This is a genomic window from Defluviimonas sp. D31 (assembly GCF_033436765.1).
Taxonomy (GTDB): domain Bacteria; phylum Pseudomonadota; class Alphaproteobacteria; order Rhodobacterales; family Rhodobacteraceae; genus Albidovulum.
On the sequence record NZ_JAWQFN010000011.1, the window covers coordinates 1 to 16746 of the forward strand.

At 66.0% G+C, this 16746-nt stretch carries 25 protein-coding genes and 1 pseudogene; 13 read left to right on the top strand and 13 right to left on the bottom strand.

Translation table 11 applies throughout. The annotated features are described in order from the left end of the window. Positions 1–456, top strand: a pseudogene (gene glyA, locus R5H32_RS17020) (serine hydroxymethyltransferase); the annotation flags it as partial. A 127-nt stretch (positions 457–583) separates the two neighbouring features. Here the strand turns inward: glyA and R5H32_RS17025 are convergent. After that, positions 584–811, bottom strand: a complete 228-nt coding sequence (locus R5H32_RS17025) for a hypothetical protein (RefSeq protein ID WP_318339896.1) — start codon at positions 809–811, stop codon at positions 584–586. 181 nt (positions 812–992) lie between these two features. Here R5H32_RS17025 and R5H32_RS17030 point away from each other — a divergent pair, with 181 nt between their 5' ends. The 4 genes from R5H32_RS17030 (at position 993) to R5H32_RS17045 (ending at position 4180) form a co-directional block, all read left to right on the top strand. After that, positions 993–1556 carry a hypothetical protein gene (locus tag R5H32_RS17030; protein ID WP_318339897.1) on the top strand — a complete coding sequence of 188 codons (564 nt, stop codon included), beginning with the start codon at positions 993–995 and terminating at the stop codon, positions 1554–1556. Next, the gene (locus R5H32_RS17035) at positions 1448–2605 is read left to right on the top strand and encodes a hypothetical protein (protein ID WP_318339898.1); all 1158 of its coding nucleotides are present in this window, start codon (positions 1448–1450) and stop codon (positions 2603–2605) included. The genes R5H32_RS17030 and R5H32_RS17035 overlap by 109 nt, the downstream gene beginning before the upstream one ends. 213 nt (positions 2606–2818) lie before the next feature. Next, complete coding sequence (locus tag R5H32_RS17040; protein ID WP_318339899.1) at positions 2819–3217, top strand: cupin domain-containing protein; 399 nt, start codon at positions 2819–2821, stop codon at positions 3215–3217. A gap of 66 nt (positions 3218–3283) precedes the next feature. Further along, positions 3284–4180 carry a DUF817 domain-containing protein gene (locus R5H32_RS17045; protein ID WP_318339900.1) on the top strand — a complete coding sequence of 299 codons (897 nt, stop codon included), beginning with the start codon at positions 3284–3286 and terminating at the stop codon, positions 4178–4180. Here the strand turns inward: R5H32_RS17045 and R5H32_RS17050 are convergent. Then, positions 4131–4502, bottom strand: a complete 372-nt coding sequence (locus tag R5H32_RS17050; RefSeq protein WP_318339901.1) for a hypothetical protein — start codon at positions 4500–4502, stop codon at positions 4131–4133. The two genes, R5H32_RS17045 and R5H32_RS17050, sit on opposite strands and share 50 nt — an antisense overlap. Positions 4503–4589: 87 nt before the next feature. Here R5H32_RS17050 and R5H32_RS17055 point away from each other — a divergent pair, with 87 nt between their 5' ends. Beyond that, positions 4590–5351: an alpha/beta fold hydrolase gene (locus R5H32_RS17055; RefSeq protein WP_318339902.1), complete on the top strand. Its 762-nt coding sequence runs from the start codon at positions 4590–4592 to the stop codon at positions 5349–5351. 4 nt (positions 5352–5355) lie between these two features. Here the strand turns inward: R5H32_RS17055 and R5H32_RS17060 are convergent, their stop codons facing one another. Further along, a complete protein-coding gene (locus R5H32_RS17060; RefSeq protein WP_318339903.1) occupies positions 5356–5652 on the bottom strand; it encodes a hypothetical protein in 297 nt (98 codons plus the stop codon). 106 nt (positions 5653–5758) lie between these two features. On the opposite strand from R5H32_RS17060, the gene R5H32_RS17065 reads away from it, so the two are divergent. Next, positions 5759–5902 (top strand): entericidin A/B family lipoprotein, encoded by a 144-nt coding sequence (locus tag R5H32_RS17065; protein ID WP_412099034.1) that lies wholly within the window; start codon positions 5759–5761, stop codon positions 5900–5902. Between the two features lie 6 nt (positions 5903–5908). Here R5H32_RS17065 and R5H32_RS17070 read toward each other — a convergent pair whose 3' ends face one another. Further along, a complete protein-coding gene (locus R5H32_RS17070) occupies positions 5909–6088 on the bottom strand; it encodes a hypothetical protein (RefSeq protein ID WP_263338975.1) in 180 nt (59 codons plus the stop codon). A gap of 127 nt (positions 6089–6215) precedes the next feature. Beyond that, positions 6216–6590 carry a putative zinc-binding protein gene (locus R5H32_RS17075; protein ID WP_318339904.1) on the bottom strand — a complete coding sequence of 125 codons (375 nt, stop codon included), beginning with the start codon at positions 6588–6590 and terminating at the stop codon, positions 6216–6218. A 306-nt stretch (positions 6591–6896) separates the two neighbouring features. Between R5H32_RS17075 and R5H32_RS17080 the strand changes: the two genes are divergently transcribed. Together R5H32_RS17080 and R5H32_RS17085 are read left to right on the top strand one after the other, a co-directional pair. Continuing rightward, positions 6897–7583 (top strand): DUF6932 family protein, encoded by a 687-nt coding sequence (locus R5H32_RS17080; RefSeq protein ID WP_318339905.1) that lies wholly within the window; start codon positions 6897–6899, stop codon positions 7581–7583. Next, a complete protein-coding gene (locus tag R5H32_RS17085) occupies positions 7576–8520 on the top strand; it encodes a hypothetical protein (RefSeq protein ID WP_318339906.1) in 945 nt (314 codons plus the stop codon). The genes R5H32_RS17080 and R5H32_RS17085 overlap by 8 nt, the downstream gene beginning before the upstream one ends. A gap of 9 nt (positions 8521–8529) precedes the next feature. Here the strand turns inward: R5H32_RS17085 and lepA are convergent, their stop codons facing one another. From lepA to R5H32_RS17100, 3 genes are all read right to left on the bottom strand, one after another. Beyond that, on the bottom strand, positions 8530–10329 hold the full coding sequence (gene lepA / locus R5H32_RS17090; RefSeq protein WP_318339907.1) for a translation elongation factor 4: 1800 nt from the start codon (positions 10327–10329) through the stop codon (positions 8530–8532). Positions 10330–10399: 70 nt separating this feature from the next. Beyond that, positions 10400–10723 (bottom strand): potassium channel family protein, encoded by a 324-nt coding sequence (locus R5H32_RS17095; protein WP_318339908.1) that lies wholly within the window; start codon positions 10721–10723, stop codon positions 10400–10402. 188 nt (positions 10724–10911) lie between these two features. Next, entirely contained in the window at positions 10912–11919 is a 1008-nt protein-coding gene (locus R5H32_RS17100; RefSeq protein WP_318339909.1) for a C-terminal binding protein, read from the bottom strand. A 91-nt stretch (positions 11920–12010) separates the two neighbouring features. On the opposite strand from R5H32_RS17100, the gene R5H32_RS17105 reads away from it, so the two are divergent. Continuing rightward, positions 12011–12292: an acylphosphatase gene (locus R5H32_RS17105; RefSeq protein ID WP_318339910.1), complete on the top strand. Its 282-nt coding sequence runs from the start codon at positions 12011–12013 to the stop codon at positions 12290–12292. Positions 12293–12308: 16 nt separating this feature from the next. Here R5H32_RS17105 and R5H32_RS17110 read toward each other — a convergent pair whose 3' ends face one another. Beyond that, a complete protein-coding gene (locus R5H32_RS17110; RefSeq protein ID WP_318339911.1) occupies positions 12309–12764 on the bottom strand; it encodes an Lrp/AsnC family transcriptional regulator in 456 nt (151 codons plus the stop codon). 132 nt (positions 12765–12896) lie between these two features. Between R5H32_RS17110 and R5H32_RS17115 the strand changes: the two genes are divergently transcribed. Beyond that, positions 12897–13946: a Glu/Leu/Phe/Val family dehydrogenase gene (locus R5H32_RS17115; RefSeq protein WP_318339912.1), complete on the top strand. Its 1050-nt coding sequence runs from the start codon at positions 12897–12899 to the stop codon at positions 13944–13946. 58 nt (positions 13947–14004) lie between these two features. Next, positions 14005–14202 (top strand): heavy-metal-associated domain-containing protein, encoded by a 198-nt coding sequence (locus R5H32_RS17120; RefSeq protein ID WP_318339913.1) that lies wholly within the window; start codon positions 14005–14007, stop codon positions 14200–14202. Positions 14203–14241: 39 nt separating this feature from the next. Here the strand turns inward: R5H32_RS17120 and R5H32_RS17125 are convergent, their stop codons facing one another. Both R5H32_RS17125 and R5H32_RS17130 read right to left on the bottom strand, forming a co-directional pair. Further along, complete coding sequence (locus R5H32_RS17125) at positions 14242–14574, bottom strand: GYD domain-containing protein (RefSeq protein WP_318339914.1); 333 nt, start codon at positions 14572–14574, stop codon at positions 14242–14244. A gap of 85 nt (positions 14575–14659) precedes the next feature. After that, positions 14660–15118 carry a low molecular weight protein-tyrosine-phosphatase gene (locus R5H32_RS17130; RefSeq protein WP_318339915.1) on the bottom strand — a complete coding sequence of 153 codons (459 nt, stop codon included), beginning with the start codon at positions 15116–15118 and terminating at the stop codon, positions 14660–14662. A gap of 42 nt (positions 15119–15160) precedes the next feature. Between R5H32_RS17130 and R5H32_RS17135 the strand changes: the two genes are divergently transcribed. Then, positions 15161–15874, top strand: coding sequence for an NAD-dependent deacylase (locus tag R5H32_RS17135; protein WP_318339916.1), 714 nt, complete (start codon positions 15161–15163; stop codon positions 15872–15874). On the opposite strand, the gene R5H32_RS17140 is transcribed toward R5H32_RS17135, so the two are convergent. After that, complete coding sequence (locus R5H32_RS17140) at positions 15871–16305, bottom strand: copper chaperone PCu(A)C (RefSeq protein WP_318339917.1); 435 nt, start codon at positions 16303–16305, stop codon at positions 15871–15873. The genes R5H32_RS17135 and R5H32_RS17140 overlap by 4 nt on opposite strands. Before the next feature lie 36 nt (positions 16306–16341). Next, positions 16342–16701: a hypothetical protein gene (locus R5H32_RS17145; protein ID WP_318339918.1), complete on the bottom strand. Its 360-nt coding sequence runs from the start codon at positions 16699–16701 to the stop codon at positions 16342–16344. Positions 16702–16746 lie beyond the last annotated feature (45 nt).

The window sequence follows — 16746 nt, forward strand, 5'->3', positions numbered from 1 at the left end:
GCCTTCGGCGAGGCGCTGCGTCCCGAGTTCAAGACCTACGCGGCGCAGGTCAAGAAGAACGCGGCGGCGATGGCGGACGAGCTGATGAAGGGCGGGATCGACGTCGTTTCGGGCGGCACCGACAACCACCTCTGCCTTGCCGACCTGCGTCCCAAGAAGGTGACCGGCAAGGCCGCCGAGGCGGCACTCGGCCGCGCCCACATCACCTGCAACAAGAACGGCGTGCCGTTCGACCCCGAAAAGCCCTTCGTGACCTCCGGCATCCGCCTCGGCGCGCCGGCCGGCACCACCCGCGGCTTCGGCGAGGCCGAGTTCCGCCAGATCGCCCGGCTGATCATCGAGGTCGTCGACGGTCTCGCGGCCAACGGCGAGGACGGCAACGGCGCGGTCGAGGAGAAGGTCAAGGCCGAGGTCGCGACGCTCTGCGCCCGCTTTCCGCTCTACCCGAGCCTCTGAGCCCGGCAGACCCGAACACGGCAAGGCCCCCGCGGAAACGCGGGGGCTTCGTCTTTGGGGGCGCAGCTTGAATTGGTCCGATTCGAGGGACGAACCTGACGTTTGATGTTCCACGAAGAAGCCATTCTTACTCTGCCGGCATCTGGCTTACGTCGCCCTGTGCAGGGCGGATGTAGAGCGACCGGATCCTTGCCCAGAAAGTCGCACGGCGGGATGCACGCCCGGCGACCGACTTTTCGAAACGGCGGTCGTTAGTGAGATACCGTTTGTTCTGCCGGTCTCGCTCTTTCGCGGCATCGAGCGCGTTCATGAATGCGCCGGGAACCGTTGCGTTATAAAGTATCTCGTGCAGCATCTGACTTCTCCCTTTGGTGAGCGACGGCTGATCCGCCGCGCCAACGAAGATCAGTCTCCGCGCCGCCTGTGATTGTCCCGTCAGCGCGGCTGTGAGTGGGCACTTGCGAGCGCTAGGACAAACGTGATTTCGCCGTTATTAATATCCTGATGATCGTTATTTCGCGCAGCCGAACCAAACCATGCTTCGCTTGAGCCTCTTTGGGCGCTTCTCGCTGACCGATGCGGGCGGTGCCGAAATTCCGATCAAGTCCCAGAAGGCGAAGGCGCTTCTTGCCTATCTTGCGCGGCCTCTTGGGCGGGCGCGGAGCCGGGAGGAAATTGTCGCGCTCCTCTGGTCCGACCGGGCCGAGGCCCAGGGTCGCGCCTCGCTTCGACAGCTGCTGACCGGGCTGCGCAAGGTTCTTGGGGCGAAGGCGGGCATGGCACTGCACACCTCGGATGAGGCGGTGGCCCTGAAGCCCGAGTGTATCGTGCTCGACTCCGGTGCGCCCGGCGAGGAGCTGCTGGCCGGCTTTTCCCTCCGCGACCCCGCCTTCGAGGACTGGCTTCGCGACGAGCGGCTGGCGGAGGAGAATGGCGCCGGCACCGGACCGGCGTCGCCCGGCGCGCCGGCGGCTGCGAAGCGCGGTATCGCGTGCTGCCCTTCGCCAATCTCATCGGCGACCCGGCGCAGCAGTACTTCTCTGATGGTATCACCGAGGACATCATTACCGAGCTCAACCGTTTCCGATCGCTCTTCGTGATTGCGTCGAACTCATCCTTCGCCTTCCGCGAGCGGGAGGTCGACCCGGTCGATGTCGGCGAGAAGCTGGGGGTTCGCTTTCTGGTCCAGGGCAGCGTGCGCAAGGCGGGCAACCGGGTACGGATCTCGGCCCAGCTCATCGACGCCATGACAGCGGGCCATCTCTGGTCCGACCGCTACGACCGCGAGATTGCCGACATCTTCGCGCTGCAGGACGAGATCGCCGCGAGCGTCGCAACCATGGTCGGGGGCCATGTCGCGACCGCCGACCGGGTGGAGGCGTTGCGAAAGCCGCCGAACGACATCGACGCCTATGATCTGGTGCGCCGGTCCGACTGGCTGTATTTGAGCGACAGCACTTCTCCCGAGATCCCGAGACTCCTGGAAAGGGCGGTCGAACTCGATCCGAGCTTCGCGGAAGCCCACGCGAAGCTGGCCGCCCATCGGGCTTACGAGGCCTTCACGCAGGCACTACCGTTATCGGAGGTCGCAGCCGAGGTGCAGCGCCACGCGGCGGCTGCGTCGCGGCTGGTTCCCGGCGAGTCTGATGTCCATGTCGAGCTTGCCAAGGCCTATGCGCTGGTCGGCGAGCACTCGACCGCGCGGCATCACCTGAAGCGGGCGATGGCGCTGAACCCCAACAGCTTTATCACGATGGTGCATGGTGCCGAGACAATGACGCTTCTGGGAGACCATAGCGAGGCACTGGATCTGGTCGAGCGCGCGATGCTGCGGGATCCGTTCAAGGGGTTTAGCTTCCGGGAAGATCTGTTCGACATCAATTTCATGCTAGGCCGCTACGAGGCAGCCTTGGAGCAGTTCGTCGGCTGGCCCGACCCGGCGATCCACATGAGGCTCGCGAAGGCGGCCGCGCTGGCACATCTCGGTCGGACGGAGGAGGCCGCAGCGGCCTTGCGCGATCTGGAGGCGCGACGACCGAAAGGCTGGGACGCGCGCGTTGTCGCGCAGAACTGTTGTCGGATGTGCGCCCGGCCGGAAGACGGGGAGCGCTGGCTCGAGGGGTTCCGCAAGGCCGGATTGGTGGTCTAACCGCTCTGCAGGTGCAGCAGGACGGCTTCTCCGGGCTCGGACCGGACCAACACGACTTGGGACATGCCCTTGTCATTTGGGGGCCGCAATTCGTTCCGGACCATACCGAGCGCGGCCTCCTCACACCGGCCCGCCGCCCGGATTTTCCTACGCCGCGCGCCGCCAATCACCTATCCTCGACCGATATACGGAAAAGCTGAAAGGGCGTTCAGGATGGGAAACTGCGTGAAATTGCGGCCCGGCGAGACCTATTCGGGCAAGCAGGGTTTCGATTACTTCGAGGGCATCGCGAAGGAGACTGTTGGAAGCACTGGCGTCTGCATGCATCTTCTGACCATCCCTCCGGGCGGGCGCGCCAAGGCGCACAAGCACGAGTCCCACGAAACCGCGATCTATGTGATTTCCGGCTCGGCCAGGATGTACTGGGGCGAGAAGCTGGAACATGTCATGGAAACGAACGCGGGCGACCTGATCTATATTCCCGCCGACACGCCGCACCTTCCCTTCAACGACGGAACCGAGCCCGCGGTCGCGGTGATCGCGCGCACGGATCCGAACGAGCAGGAAAGCGTTGTCCTGCTGCCCGAACTGGAGGCACTCGTACCCGGCTGAGATTGTGGCCCCGAGCAGCAGCAAGGGGGCGACAACGCCCGCGCTTCGTGCCATCAACGCCCGATGATGACCCGTGGCACCCACCAGATCGAACGCGCCCTCGGCACCTGGATGCGCGCCCGCCTGCCGCATGGGCTGGCGGAATTCGTGATGTTCGTCCTGAAGCAGGGCTGGGCCTCGCTCTTCGGCGGGCTGCTTCTGGCCGCGCTGATCGTCAGCAAGGCGATCTGGCAGCCGGACTGGGCTCTCCAGCGTTACGACGCGCTCCTGATCTTCGCCGTATCGGTGCAGGCGCTATTTCTCTGGGCGCGGCTCGAGACCTGGAACGAGGCGAAGGTGATCCTGCTCTTCCACCTCACCGGCACTGCGATGGAGATCTTCAAAACCGGCGCGGGATCCTGGAGCTATCCCGAGCCCGGCCTCCTGAAGCTCTGGGGCGTGCCGCTCTTTTCGGGCTTCATGTATGCCTCTGTCGGCAGCTACATGGCGCGGGTGATCCGGATCTTCCAGATGCGTTTCACCCCCTATCCGCCCTACTGGATGACGATCGCGCTGGCGGCGGCCATCTACGTCAACTTCTTCGCGCACCACTACCTGCCCGACATCCGCCTGGTCCTCTTCGCCGCGACGGTCCTGCTTTTTGCCCGCACCCGGATCTGGTTCCGGATCGGCGAGCGCGACTACTGGATGCCGCTGCCGGTCGCCGCCCTGCTCACCAGCTTCTTCCTCTGGGTCGCCGAGAATGTCGGCACCGGAACCGGAACTTGGCTCTATGCCGGGCAGAACCCGCTCGACCGCGTCTCGTTCGCAAAGCTCGGCTCGTGGTACCTGCTGCTCTATGTGAGCTTCGTCACCGTGACGCTGGTCTACCGAAGCGTGCTCGGGGCCACGGCACCCGCCGCCGGGGACGCGGTCACAGGAAACCCCGCCACGACAGGAGCGCCGCAACCACAAGGGCGGTGACGAGCAAACCCGTCGCGATCCCGGTCAGGATGTCCATGACAAGCGCCTTGCGGCGCAGCCCGGCGCCGATCGGCTCAAGCTCGCGCAGGCAACGGTCATAGGCCGAGGCGATCCGCTCGTGATCGAGCCGCACCCGGAGCTTTGGCACCTGATCCTCCTCGGCGGCGCGGGCCAGATAGCCAGCATCTCGGCGCAACTTCCGCGACAGGCCACGCCCGCCGCGCCGCAGCTTTTCGGCGAGTCCGTCGCCGCGGATCCCGAGCCGGTCCTCGAGCAAATCGGCGATCCGCCCGGCCTTCTCGTGCACGGTAGCTTCACGCATGCCTTCCCCTCCGCCGACCAGACTACCGCGCCGCCGCCCGGCCCGCAACGCACTGGAAGCCGGCGCGGTGCTCGGCTAGGAAGGGGCATGTTGACCTTCACCGATCATGGCGCCCCGACCGCGCTTCCGACTCTTCTCATCGTGCATGGGCTCTTCGGCTCGGCGCGCAACTGGGGCGCGATCCAGCGCCGGCTTGCCTCCGACCGCCGCGTCGTGGCGGTCGACATGCGCAATCACGGCGAAAGCTTCCGCGCCGAGCGCCACGGCTATCCCGAGATGGCCGGCGACCTCGCCGAGGTGATCGAGGCGATCGGCGGCCCGGTCGATCTCGTCGGCCATTCGATGGGCGGCAAGGCGGCGATGCAGCTCGCGCTCACCCGCGGCGATCTCGTCCACCGGCTGGTCGTGGCCGACATCTCGCCGGTCGCCTATGGCCACAGCCAGGTACCGCTGGTGGAGGCGATGCAGGCGCTCGACCTCGACGGGATCGCCGCGCGGTCGGAGGCGGACCAGCGGCTCGCGGGCGCGGTCGCGGATCCCGGCGTGCGGGCCTTCCTGCTGCAATCGCTCGACCTGAAGGGCGATGCGCCGCACTGGCGGCTGAATCTCGAGGTGCTCGGGCGCGAGATGGGCAAGGTCACCGGCTGGCCGGGAACCGAGGGCCGGTACGAGGGGCCGACGCTGATGCTCGCCGGGGCAGAGTCGGACTACGTCCGGCCCGAGCACCGGGCCGAGACCAAGCGGCTCTTTCCGAACGCCCGCTTCGCCAAGATCCCCGGTGCGGGGCATTGGCTTCATGCCGACAAGCCGCGGGAATTCGAGGCGGCGTTGCGGGCGTTTCTCGCCTGACACCCTAGCAATCGAGATCGAACCACGCCACGCCGGTGTCGCCGGGGATCTGGGTGACCATCGAGTTGGGGATCACCCGGCAGCCTGTCACCTCCGCCGCCGCCTCTTCCATCAGCCTTGGCACCGGGGCGCGTTCGGCGCGGGTGAGATAGCCCATCCGCACCACCTCGGCCCGGCTGCCGGCATGGTAGACGACGAAGCGGATTCCGCCCATGGTCACCTCGTCGCGGATCGCGCCGAACATGCCCGGCGAGGGCGAGGCGCAGGCGGCGAGGAGGAGGAGGGCGGGAACGATACGCATGGCGCCACCATGCGCGCCCTTGGTTAACAACTGCTTAACACCCTGATTCTACCCTTGAAATGCTGCCTCCAAGTGCCCAGAATTGCACGGAATAGAACATGGAGAGATGACGATGCTGCGCCTGATCCTGCCACTCCTCGCGCTTTTCGCGCTTACCGCCTGCGAGACGGTCAAGGGCGCGGGGCGGGATATCGAAACCGCCGGCGACGCGATCAGTTCGGCGGCGCAGGACGTTCAGTCGGGGATCTGAACGGGCTCAGTTGGCGATCCGGCCGGCGAGGCCGGCGGCTGAGGCGCCGATCCCGGAAACGGCCGAGGAAGCCTTGATTTTCGGGGCGGAAGCCGGGGTCAGCCGGAAGCTCGAGCCCGGTTTCTGGCTGTCGTGGAGCGCGTAAAGGCCGAGGATGAGGATCCCGGCGACGAGGAACTTGGCCATGTCGGTCCTCCCGGTAGACCGCGACAGGGTAGCCGCACAATCGGGCGGAAATCGGGCGCGGCGGCGGGCGGCTTTCCGTGCAGCCTGCGTCTGCCTTCCGTACCGCCAGCGTCCCGACAGCGGGCGCTCAGGCCCGCGCGTCGGGCGTGAGGCCGGCGGCGATCCGGGCGAGGACCCGCTCGGCCTCCTCGGGGTCGAAATCGGTGCCGTAGCGCTTGCGCACCCCGAGGCCGGAGAGGAGATGGTAGCGGCTGGCGGCGACGCCGTGGCGGGCGAGGCAGTTCTTCACGCAGGCGAGCGCGCAGCCGTCGAGGGCGACGACGGGGCGGCCTGACCTGGCGGTCCGAACGAGCTTCGGCACGTCGCCGCCGACGCCGGCGATGCAGGACATCTCCGCGAGCCCCTGCCGGTCGAGCCGGATCGCGAGGTGATTGGCCATCTGCGCGGCGCTGGAACAGCCCGAGCAGGCATAGACGAGCGGCAGGTGATCGCGTGACGGCATGGCGGGCCTCCGCTTCGGGTCGCGCGGGCAGGCTAGCAGCGGCGGGGCGGGCCGGACGCTTGGACAAAGTGACGCAAGGGGAAGCGGTGTGCCCGGAGGACCGGCAGGTGCGGGTCCAGTGGACCCGCGCCCGGTCCAATTGGCCGGAGGCGTGAGCCGGATGGTGAGGCGTGGTCGGGCCTTGGCCCGATCAATCGCTCCAGTGGAGCGATTGAAACGCCGAACGCCCGGTCTGCAAAGACCGGGCCGGGTGGGGTTATCGGGAAGCGCCGTGCGTTTGGAAATCAGAGCGAAGTGGTTGTTACATTGGCACACCAAACGATTGCGGTAACAAGAAATTTCCCACTTGGCTTACAACTCAAGATTGCTAAGGTGCTCACGTACATTCGAAGGTATTGCCAAGCGAACATCCCAAACTTCGATGCTGGTGGCGCGCTTCCGGCGTTTGTCGGCTCCGACCCGACCAAACCTGCTGTTAGATCGCCCTACAAGACGCACATGGACTTTCTTGTCACACGTTTTCTCACCTCAAAGGAGCGCGCGAAATTACTTCTTGGCCTTAATGAATACAGAAAGCATCTTTGGTCAGGAGGCTTCATTTCCGGGATGCAGTGGATCGACGGCAGTTTCGTTGAAGACGTCGAAACAACGCGCAGACGGCCTCCAAAGGACGTAGACGTCCTTACTTTGTTCAATCGCCCACTGAAGTATCACGGTGATATTATATCCTGGAAGAGCGATTACAAGGCATTCATACATAAACGTTTTTTTGACACTCAAGTTCTAAAACCAATATATGGTTGTGACTGCTATGGCTTGGATCTCGACACTGACGCCTATAACATCGTAGGGAATGCATCATATTGGTTTGGCTTATTCTCCGAACAAAGATATAGCCTTAGAAGAAAGGGCATTGTGGCCATTCCACTAGCAACTGACAGAATGGAATTTGACAAGATAGAAACACAAATTCGGGTGAAATTTGATGTCTAAACTTGTTGATCTCGCCCATCTCAGAAATCAGGTAAACGAAGTAACCTTTTTGGCGGAAGAAGCCGCCGAAAATGGTGATGTCGTGGCCGAAATGAACTTTCGAACTCGAATTGAAGTAATAAAAGACGAGATCAGAGAACTCGAAAGAACTGATACAAATACGGCCGAAATTGCAATTTTGTTTGATGGAAAGCCCGTGGAGGGCAGGATCTCCATTGAGGCGAGATTTGCCGCCAAGGCACTCTCCATGTTCCAAGATATTGTATCAAAGCTTTACGCAAGCGGCACCAAGCTTGGCTTAAAAGGAGCGCGCGGAAAGGTCCGAGGCCTGGAAGGCTCGTCCTTGCGAATAACTGATCTCGCAAGGGGATCATTTGGATTTGTTCTTGAAGAATCTGAGTCAAGACAGTCATCGGGACTACCAACGGCGATGCGGGAAGCACTGGACGAGGCGACCAACACCATCACGGAACTTACAAATAAAGACGACGACGCATTTCTCACCGACGTTAGCGAGATCAACCCAAGGATCTTTGGATCACTAACCAAATTCTTTCGTCATTTGCATACCAACGGAGCAGAATTAAAAACCAATTGCCAAGATAGAAGCTTACGATTTCGACATGAGGATATTGCGAGGGCATATAAGAGACTCTCAGAGTCTCACGCTCAGGTTAAGAAGGAAACCTGGAGAGGCACATTGGTTGGCCTTTCACCGATAAGCAGATCATTCGAGTTTCAACCCACAGATCGGTCTGATGTTCTTTCTGGAAAGTTTGGTCGTCAATTCAGCCAAGACTACCTAGAAAGAATCAAGAACGATGGAATCACACTTGGGAGTGATTTCATCGCAATCATAGAGGTAGTCACCCTTCGGAAACCGAATGGCGAAACCAGCGTGACCTATACAGCCTTAGAACTAAACGAAGCCCGATAGGACCGCGCCTCACCCATCCATCTTCAACGCCGAGATGAACGCCGACTGCGGGATCTCGACTTTCCCGAACTGGCGCATCTTCTTCTTGCCGGCCTTCTGCTTCTCCAGAAGCTTCTTCTTCCGGGTGACGTCGCCGCCGTAGCATTTCGCGGTCACGTCCTTGCGCATCGCGGCAATGGTCTCGCGCGCGATGACCCTCCCACCAATGGCGGCCTGGACCGGGATCTTGAACATGTGGCGCGGGATCAGCTCCTTCAGCTTCTCGCACATCACCCGGCCGCGGCTCTCGGCGCGGTCGCGGTGGACCATGATCGAGAGCGCGTCCACCGGCTCGTCGTTGACGAGGATCGACATCTTCACGAGGTTGTCCTCGCGGTATTCGAGCATCTGGTAGTCGAAGCTCGCATAGCCCTTGGTCACCGATTTCAGCCGGTCGTAGAAGTCGAAGACGACCTCGGCCAGCGGCAGGTCGTAGACCACCATCGCGCGGGAGCCGGCATAGGTCAGGTCCATCTGGATGCCGCGGCGGTCCTGGCAGAGTTTCAGGACGTCGCCGAGGTAGTCGTCGGGGACCATGATCGTCGCCTTGATCCGCGGCTCCTCGATATGGTCGACGTAGGTGAGGTCGGGCATGTCGGCGGGGTTGTGGAGCTCGCGCACCTCGCCGTCGCGCATGTGGAGCTTGAAGACCACCGAGGGCGCGGTGGTGATGAGGTCGAGATCGTATTCGCGTTCGAGCCGGTCGCGGACGACCTCGAGGTGGAGAAGGCCGAGAAAGCCCATGCGGAAGCCGAAGCCGAGGGCCGCGCTGGTCTCCATCTCGTAGGAGAAGCTGGCGTCGTTGAGGGCGAGCTTCTCGATGGCGTCGCGGAGCGCCTCGAAATCGGCGGCGTCGACCGGGAAGAGGCCGCAGAAGACCACCGGCTGGGCGGGCTTGAAGCCCGGGAGCGCCTTGGCGCAGGGCTTCTTCTCATGGGTGATGGTGTCGCCGACGCGGGTGTCGCGGACCTGCTTGATCGAGGCGGTGAAGACGCCGATCTCGCCGGGGCCGAGTTCGGCGATGTCGACCATCTGGGGTTTCAGGACGGCGAGCTTGTCGACGCCGTAGAGCGCGCCGGTCTGCATCATCTTGATGCGGTCGCCCTTGCGGATCACGCCGTCCATGACGCGGATCATGACGACGACGCCGAGATAGGGGTCGTACCATGAATCGACGAGCATCGCCTTCAAGGGGGCGCTGCGGTCGCCCTTCGGCGAGGGCAGGCGGGCGACGATAGCCTCGAGCACGTCGGGGATGCCGATGCCGGTCTTGGCGGAGATCGGCACGGCCTGCGAGGCGTCGATGCCGATCACGTCCTCGATCTCGGCCTTGACCTTCTCGGGCTCGGAGGCGGGCAGGTCGATCTTGTTGAGGACCGGGACGAGCTCGTGGTCGGCGTCGATCGCCTGGTAGGCGTTTGCCAGCGTCTGGGCCTCGACGCCCTGGGTCGCGTCGACGACGAGGAGCGAGCCCTCGACGGCGCGCATCGAGCGGGAGACCTCGTAGGCGAAGTCGACATGGCCCGGCGTGTCGATGAGGTTGAGGATGTAGGTCTTGCCGTCCTTCGCGGGGTACTCGATGCGGACGGTGTTGGCCTTGATGGTGATGCCGCGTTCTCGCTCGATATCCATCGAGTCCAGCAACTGGGACTTCATGTCGCGTTCGGCGACGGTCCCGGTCAGCTGGATCAGCCGGTCGGCAAGGGTGGATTTGCCGTGGTCGATATGGGCCACGATGGAGAAATTGCGGATCTGGGCGAGCTCGGTCATGATGGGCGGGATATGCGCGGGAAATGGCGGGCGGTCAATGGGGGAGAAGGGTCCGGGGGCGCCGGTTGTCTCACTCCTTGCGGCTGATGAGCGCGCTGGCGATCTGGCCGACGAGTGCCACGAAGAGGCCGATGCCGAGCAGCATGTAGAGGATGGTGAAGATCTTGCCGGCATCGGTCTGGGGGACGAAGTCGCCGTAGCCCACGGTCGCCATGGTCGCGACGCAGAAGTAGAGCGCATCGAGCCAGCGCCAGCCCTCGACATTGTGGTAGAACATGGTGCCGCTGAGGATCGTCCCGAGAACGAGGAAGACCGTGGTGCGGAAGGCCGGATCGCGCCAGGACCGACGGATTGCGCGGAAGAGCCGCGCCAGCGTGAGAAAGAACTGAACCATGCGCGCTCCGGGGCTGCGTCACCTGCGGCCCGAGACTGGCGCATGGCGCCGGGGGGCGCAAGTCCGGGGCGCGCGCTTTCGGACGGGAGCGGAGCGGGCGAGGCTGGCGCTTCCCTCCCCCCTCGTGGGGGAGGGAGAGGGAGGGGAGGCTCTGGACGCCGGTCGGATCGCTCTGGTCCGGTGGGGTTTCAGGCGAAGCGCACGCCGCCAGCTTGCGCCCTGAGCCGCGGGTCGCGGGATTTCACGAGGAGCGGCCGGCCCGACAGGGCCTCGTCGCAGCGCTCCAGCGTCTCGCGTTCCAGCCGCGCCATCGCCTCGGCCGTGTAGAAGGTCAGGTGCGGCAGCATCAGGACGTTCGGGAGGGCGAAAAGCGGGCTCATGACATGACCGGAGAGGCTCAGCGGTTCGGCGGAGAAGACGTCGAGGCCGGCGCCGGCGATCCTTCCCTCGGTCAGCGCGGCGACCAGTGCCGTCTCGTCGACCAGCGCGCCGCGCGAGGAGTTGATGAGGAAGGCGGTCGGCTTCATCGCGGCGAGTTCGGCGGCACCAATGATGTGGCGGGTCGTGTCGTTCAGGGTGCAGTGGAGCGAGACGACATCCGATTGCGCCAGCATCTCGTGCAGGTCATCGACCTTTTCGACGCCATGCGCGGCCATGTCCTCCGCGCTCATGCCCGGCGTGCAGGAGATCACTCGGGCGCGGAACCCCTGCCCCGCCATCCGCGCGAAGCTCTTGCCGATGCGACCCAGCCCGACGATGCCCACGGTCTTGCCGGCGATGTCGCTGCCCATCCAGCGCGCGGTGGGCCAGGCCCAGCCCTCGGCCCGCATCTGCCGGTCGAGCGGCACCAGTTTCTTCGCGAGCGCGAGCATCAGGGTGAAGGCGCCCTCGGCCACGGTCTCCTCGGCATATTCGGGGATGTTGACGACCGGGATGCCCCTGGCGATCGCGGCGGGAATGTCGATCGCGTCGATGCCGACGCCGTATTTGACGATGCCCTTGAGCCGGGTCGCGGCGGCGATCACCCGCGCGGTCACCGGCGTGTAGCACATCAGGAGGAGATCGGCCCCGGCCACCTCGGCGGCGAGCGCGGCCTCGCTCACCCCCTCGGGCAGCAGGACGAGTTCGCCGCGCCTTCGCAGCTCGGCGTCCAGGTCCGGCGTTTCAAGTTCGCAATCGGTCCGGACGATCTTCATCGCTTCGCTCCCCCTTGGCGGCCACCCGCGCCGGCCGGTTCCGTGCTATGATAGAGGGGCGGCCGCGCGGACCACCAGAGGAAGCGATGCGATGAAGGAGATTGCCTACAACGTGCGTGTCACCGGCCATGTCCAGGGCGTGGCCTACCGCGCCTGGGCGCGGTCCGAGGCGGGGCTTCTCGGCCTCAGGGGCTGGGTCCGCAACCGCGGCGACGGCTCGGTCGAGGCGCTTCTGGCCGGGCCCGAGGCGGCCGTCGAGGAGATGGTCGCGGCGATGAGCGACGGCCCCGGCGCGGCCCGGGTCACCGATGTCTGGACCGAAGCCGCCGACCCCGCCACGGCACCGGACGGGGAGTTCCGGATCACCGGCTAGCGCGCGCGGCGCCGGATCACCCGACCGGCAGCACCTGCCGTTTCACCATCGCACGGAGCGCGAAGGAGGAGCGGGTCGAGCGGATGCCCGGCACCCGCATCAGCTTTTCCTCGAGGAAGCGGTCGAAATCGGCGAGGTCGGCCGCCACCACCCGCATCAAGATGTCGCGCGATCCGGTCATCAGGTGGCATTCCATCACCCGGTCGAAGCCCTTCACCGCGCGTTCGAAGGCCTCGATCGCGTCCTTCGACTGCTTTTCGAGCTCGACCCAGATGAAGATCGAGACCGGCAGGCCGACCCGGTGCTGGTCGATCCGGGCCGAATAGCCCTCGATCACGCCTTCGGATTCGAGCCGGGCGAGGCGGCGGGCGCAGGGCGTCTGCGACAGGCCGATCTCGGCGGCGAGGTCGGTCACGGTGAGCCGGCCGTCGCGCTGGAGGGCCGCGAGAATCCGGCGGTCAATGGCGTCCATGGTGTTATTCTCCAATATAATCGACTTTTTGGGCGTTAGTTCCCACATTATCAATACAAAAGGGTGTTTATTGGCGAAAACCTCCGCGCGAGCGGTGATATTCTGGACTCCGCATCATTCACGGAGCCTGCCATGCAGATCACGCCGGTCGAGACCGCCGAGCACGAGGAAGTCTATCGCGTCGAGGACAGGGAGGCGGGGCTCGTCGGCTTCATTGCCGTGCATTCGACCGCGCTCGGCCCGGCGGCGGGCGGCCTGCGGATGCGGGTCTACCGCAGCGAGGACGAGGCGCTTGACGACGTGCTCCGGCTCTCGCGCGGGATGACCTTCAAGAACGCGGCGGCGGACCTGCCGCTCGGGGGAGGCAAGGCGGTGATCCTCGGCGATCCGGGCCATGACAAGACGCCGGAGCTTCTGCGCGCGATGGGGCGTGCGGTCGAGACGCTCTCGGGCCGCTACTGGACCGCCGAGGACATGGGGATGACGACCGCCGACATGGCCGTTCTGGCCGAGACGACCGCTTATGTCGCGGGGCTCGCGGGCGGCGCCTTCGCCTCGGGCGACCCTTCGCCGGTAACGGCGCGCGGGGTCTTCAATGCGGTCCGGAGAGCGGCGCGGCACCGGCTCGGACGCGAGGATCTCGACGGGCTGACGGTCGCGGTGCAGGGGCTCGGCAATGTCGGGCGGCATCTCTGCGCGCTGCTCCACGGCGAGGGGGCGCGGCTCATCGTCACCGACATCGACCCCGCCCGCGTCGCCGGCGCGATCGCGGAATGGTCGGCCGAGGCGGTGGCCGAGAGCGAGATCTACAGCGCGGGCGCAGATATCTTCGCGCCCTGCGCGATCGGCGGCATCCTCAACGAGGCGACGATCCCCGAACTGCGGGTCTCGGCGGTGGCGGGCGGCGCCAACAACCAGCTCGCGACGCCCGAGGACGGCGCGCGGCTGGCGGCGCGGGGCATCCTTTACGCCCCGGATTTCGTCGCCAACGGCGGCGGCATCATCAATGTCGCGGCCGAGATCCTGAAGATCGCCGACCGGCCGAGCTGGGTCGCGGCCAAGCTCGACGCGCTCGACCGGACGATGGAGGCGATCCTGAGCGCCGCCGCGGCCGAAGGGGTCGGCCCGAACGCGGTGGCCGAACGCATCGTTGCCGAGCGAATGCGCCGCGCTGCCGCCTGAGCCCTTGACGGCGGCGCCGCGCGGGCCGATCTATGCGGCAAAGCGAAGGGTAAAAGCGATGAAGTTCCTCATCCCGGACATGAGCTGCGGCCATTGCAAGGCCGTGGTCGAGCGCACGATCATCGACCTCGACAGCAATGCCGACGTGGTCGTCGATGTCGCCGGCAAGACCGCCGTGGTGAAGACCACTTCGGCGCCCGAGGCGATCCTGACCGCGCTCAAGGCCGAGGGCTATCCGGCAAGGCTCGTCGGCTGAGACGGCTTGCCGGGCGGGGCATGCCCGCCCGGCCCGGCTTCAGTCGAGCGCCGACTTGAAGGAGGGGGCCGCGTCCTGTGCCGCCTTCATCGCGGCCATCGCGTCCTCGACCGAGATGAGCTTGGTGGTGCGGCCTGCGGACATCGAACCGGACCCCCCGACCAGCATCGAGCCGGCGATCATCGCCTTGTCGTCGGGCGCCTCGACCAGCGCGACGATGTCATCCGTGCCGAAGCAGAAGAACATGTGGTGCAGCTTGCCGCCGATCGCCTCGATCATCTTCGCGGCCGCTGCCCTGCGGTCCTGCGGCTTTTCGACCATCGCCTTGATCGCGGCCGGCGCGTAGCTTCCCTGAAACAGATAAAATCCCATGTCCCGTCCTCCCTTGTGTGATTGTTGAAGGCGGGATTGTATCATGCGCGGCGACAGTTTTCCTGGGGAATAGGGTATCGTCGCCTCAACCCCTGTGGAGTAGACGGGCGATGAGCGCGTCCGAGCCGGATTCGACGAGGTCGAGCACGGTGTCGAAATCGCCGGTGTAATAGGGGTCGGGCATGTCGCGCGGCGCGGAACCCGGCACGCCGTCGAGAAAGAGCGCGAGCGGGGTGGCGTTGCCGCGGGGCCGGAGCGCCTCGAGCGCGGCGCGGTTGGCGCCGTCCATCGCGAGGATGAGATCGAAGGCGGCGAAATCCGCCGCCGCAGCCTGGCGGGCGCGCAGGCGGGAGAGGTCGTAGCCGCGCCGCAGGGCGGCGGCGATCATCGGCGGATGCGGCGGATTGCCGACATGCCAGCCGCCGGTGCCGGCACTGTCGACCGTGACGGAGAGCCCGGCGGCGGCGGCGCGGGCGGCGAAGACCGCCTCGGCGGCGGGCGAGCGGCAGATATTGCCGAGACAGACGAAGAGTATACGGTGCATCGTGGGCCTCCCGGCCCCGGGCGATGCCAGAAGGACGGAAGGATGTCAAAACCCGGTGCCCATATCGTGATCCTGACCGGCGCGGGGATCTCGGCCGAGAGCGGGCTCGGCACGTTCCGCGATGTCGGCGGACTCTGGTCGCGCTACGACTGGCGCGATCTCGCGACGCCCGAGGGATTCGCGCGGGATCCCGGTTTCGTGCTCGATTTCTACAACTGGCGGCGCGAGCGGGTGCGGGCAGCGAAGCCCAACCCGGCGCATCTGGCGCTGGCGCGGCTGCAGCGCGACTGGGAGGGCGAGGTGACGCTCGTCACCCAGAATGTCGACGACCTGCACGAGCAGGCCGGAAGTGCTCCGGTGATCCACATGCACGGCAGCCACCTGACCGCGCGCTGCGCCGCCTGCGGCCACCGCTGGCCGGCGCCGCGGGAGATGGCGCCCGAGGACCGCTGCCCCGCCTGCGGGGCGGAGGCGGCGCGCCCCGACGTGGTCTGGTTCGGCGAGACGCCGCACCATCTGGAGGCGATCGGCGCCGCACTCGCGGCGGCCGATCTCTTCGTCGCGATCGGCACCTCGGGCACGGTCTATCCGGCGGCGGGCTTTGCCGGTGCCGCCCGCGCGGCGGGCGCGCGGACGCTGATGCTGAACCTCGAACCGGCGGAGAACGCGGGGCTCTTCGACGAGGCCCGCCACGGCCCGGCGAGCCGGATCGTGCCCGACTGGGTGGCCGGGCTCTGCCCCGGCGCGGCGCCCTAGCGGGCGCTGTCGACCGGGATCTCGACCGCGACCTCGCCGGCCTTCTCGAAGGTCAGCGTGACGGCGACGCTCTCGCCCTCGGCGGGGCGGCTTTCCAGTCCCATGAACATCACATGGTCGCCGCCGCGTTCGAGCGCATGACTCGCCCCGGCGGGGAGCGCGATGCCGCCCTCGATCGGGTGCATCTGCATCGCGCCGTCGGCGCCCATCGTGTGGGTGTGAAGCTCGGTCCTGGCGGCGATGCCGGAGGCGACGCCGATCAGGCGGTCGTCGCTGTCGCCCTGGTTCTCGATCACCATGAAGGCGGCGCCGGCCATCGCACCGGGCATGACGCGGGCATAGGCGTCGCTGACCACGATCGTGTCGGCGGCAGCGGCGGGAAGGGCGAAGGCGACCGCGGCGGCGGTCAGGGCGGATTTCAGGAATGTCATGTTATTTCCTCTGGTTTCGGTGTCATCGAAGGGCGATCACACCGGAACCGGAGGCCCCCGCGCGCCGAAGGGCGCGAGAACGGCAGCGCCGGGCACCCGCTTCGCCGCGGGCAGGCTCGTCTCGACCGGCGTCACGGGGCGCGCTGCCTCCGCGGGCGCGGAATCGGCGAGTGCTGCGAGGAGGCCGGGCGCGAGGTCGGGGCAGAGATGGGCGGGTCCGGAGGGCGCGCCGGTCGCGTCGCGCGGCACCTGGACGAGGCCCGCGCCGGAGCACAGCACGAGGATCTCGCCACCGGCCCGGACCTGGCCGCGCGCGGCGGCGGCTGCGACGCCCATCGCGGCCATCGCGAGGGCGAGCGTCAGGATCAGTACGGAACGGAGCGGCGGCCGGGTCATGGCCCCGTGATAAGGCCAGGCCGAGCGGAAGGGAAAGGGACAAAA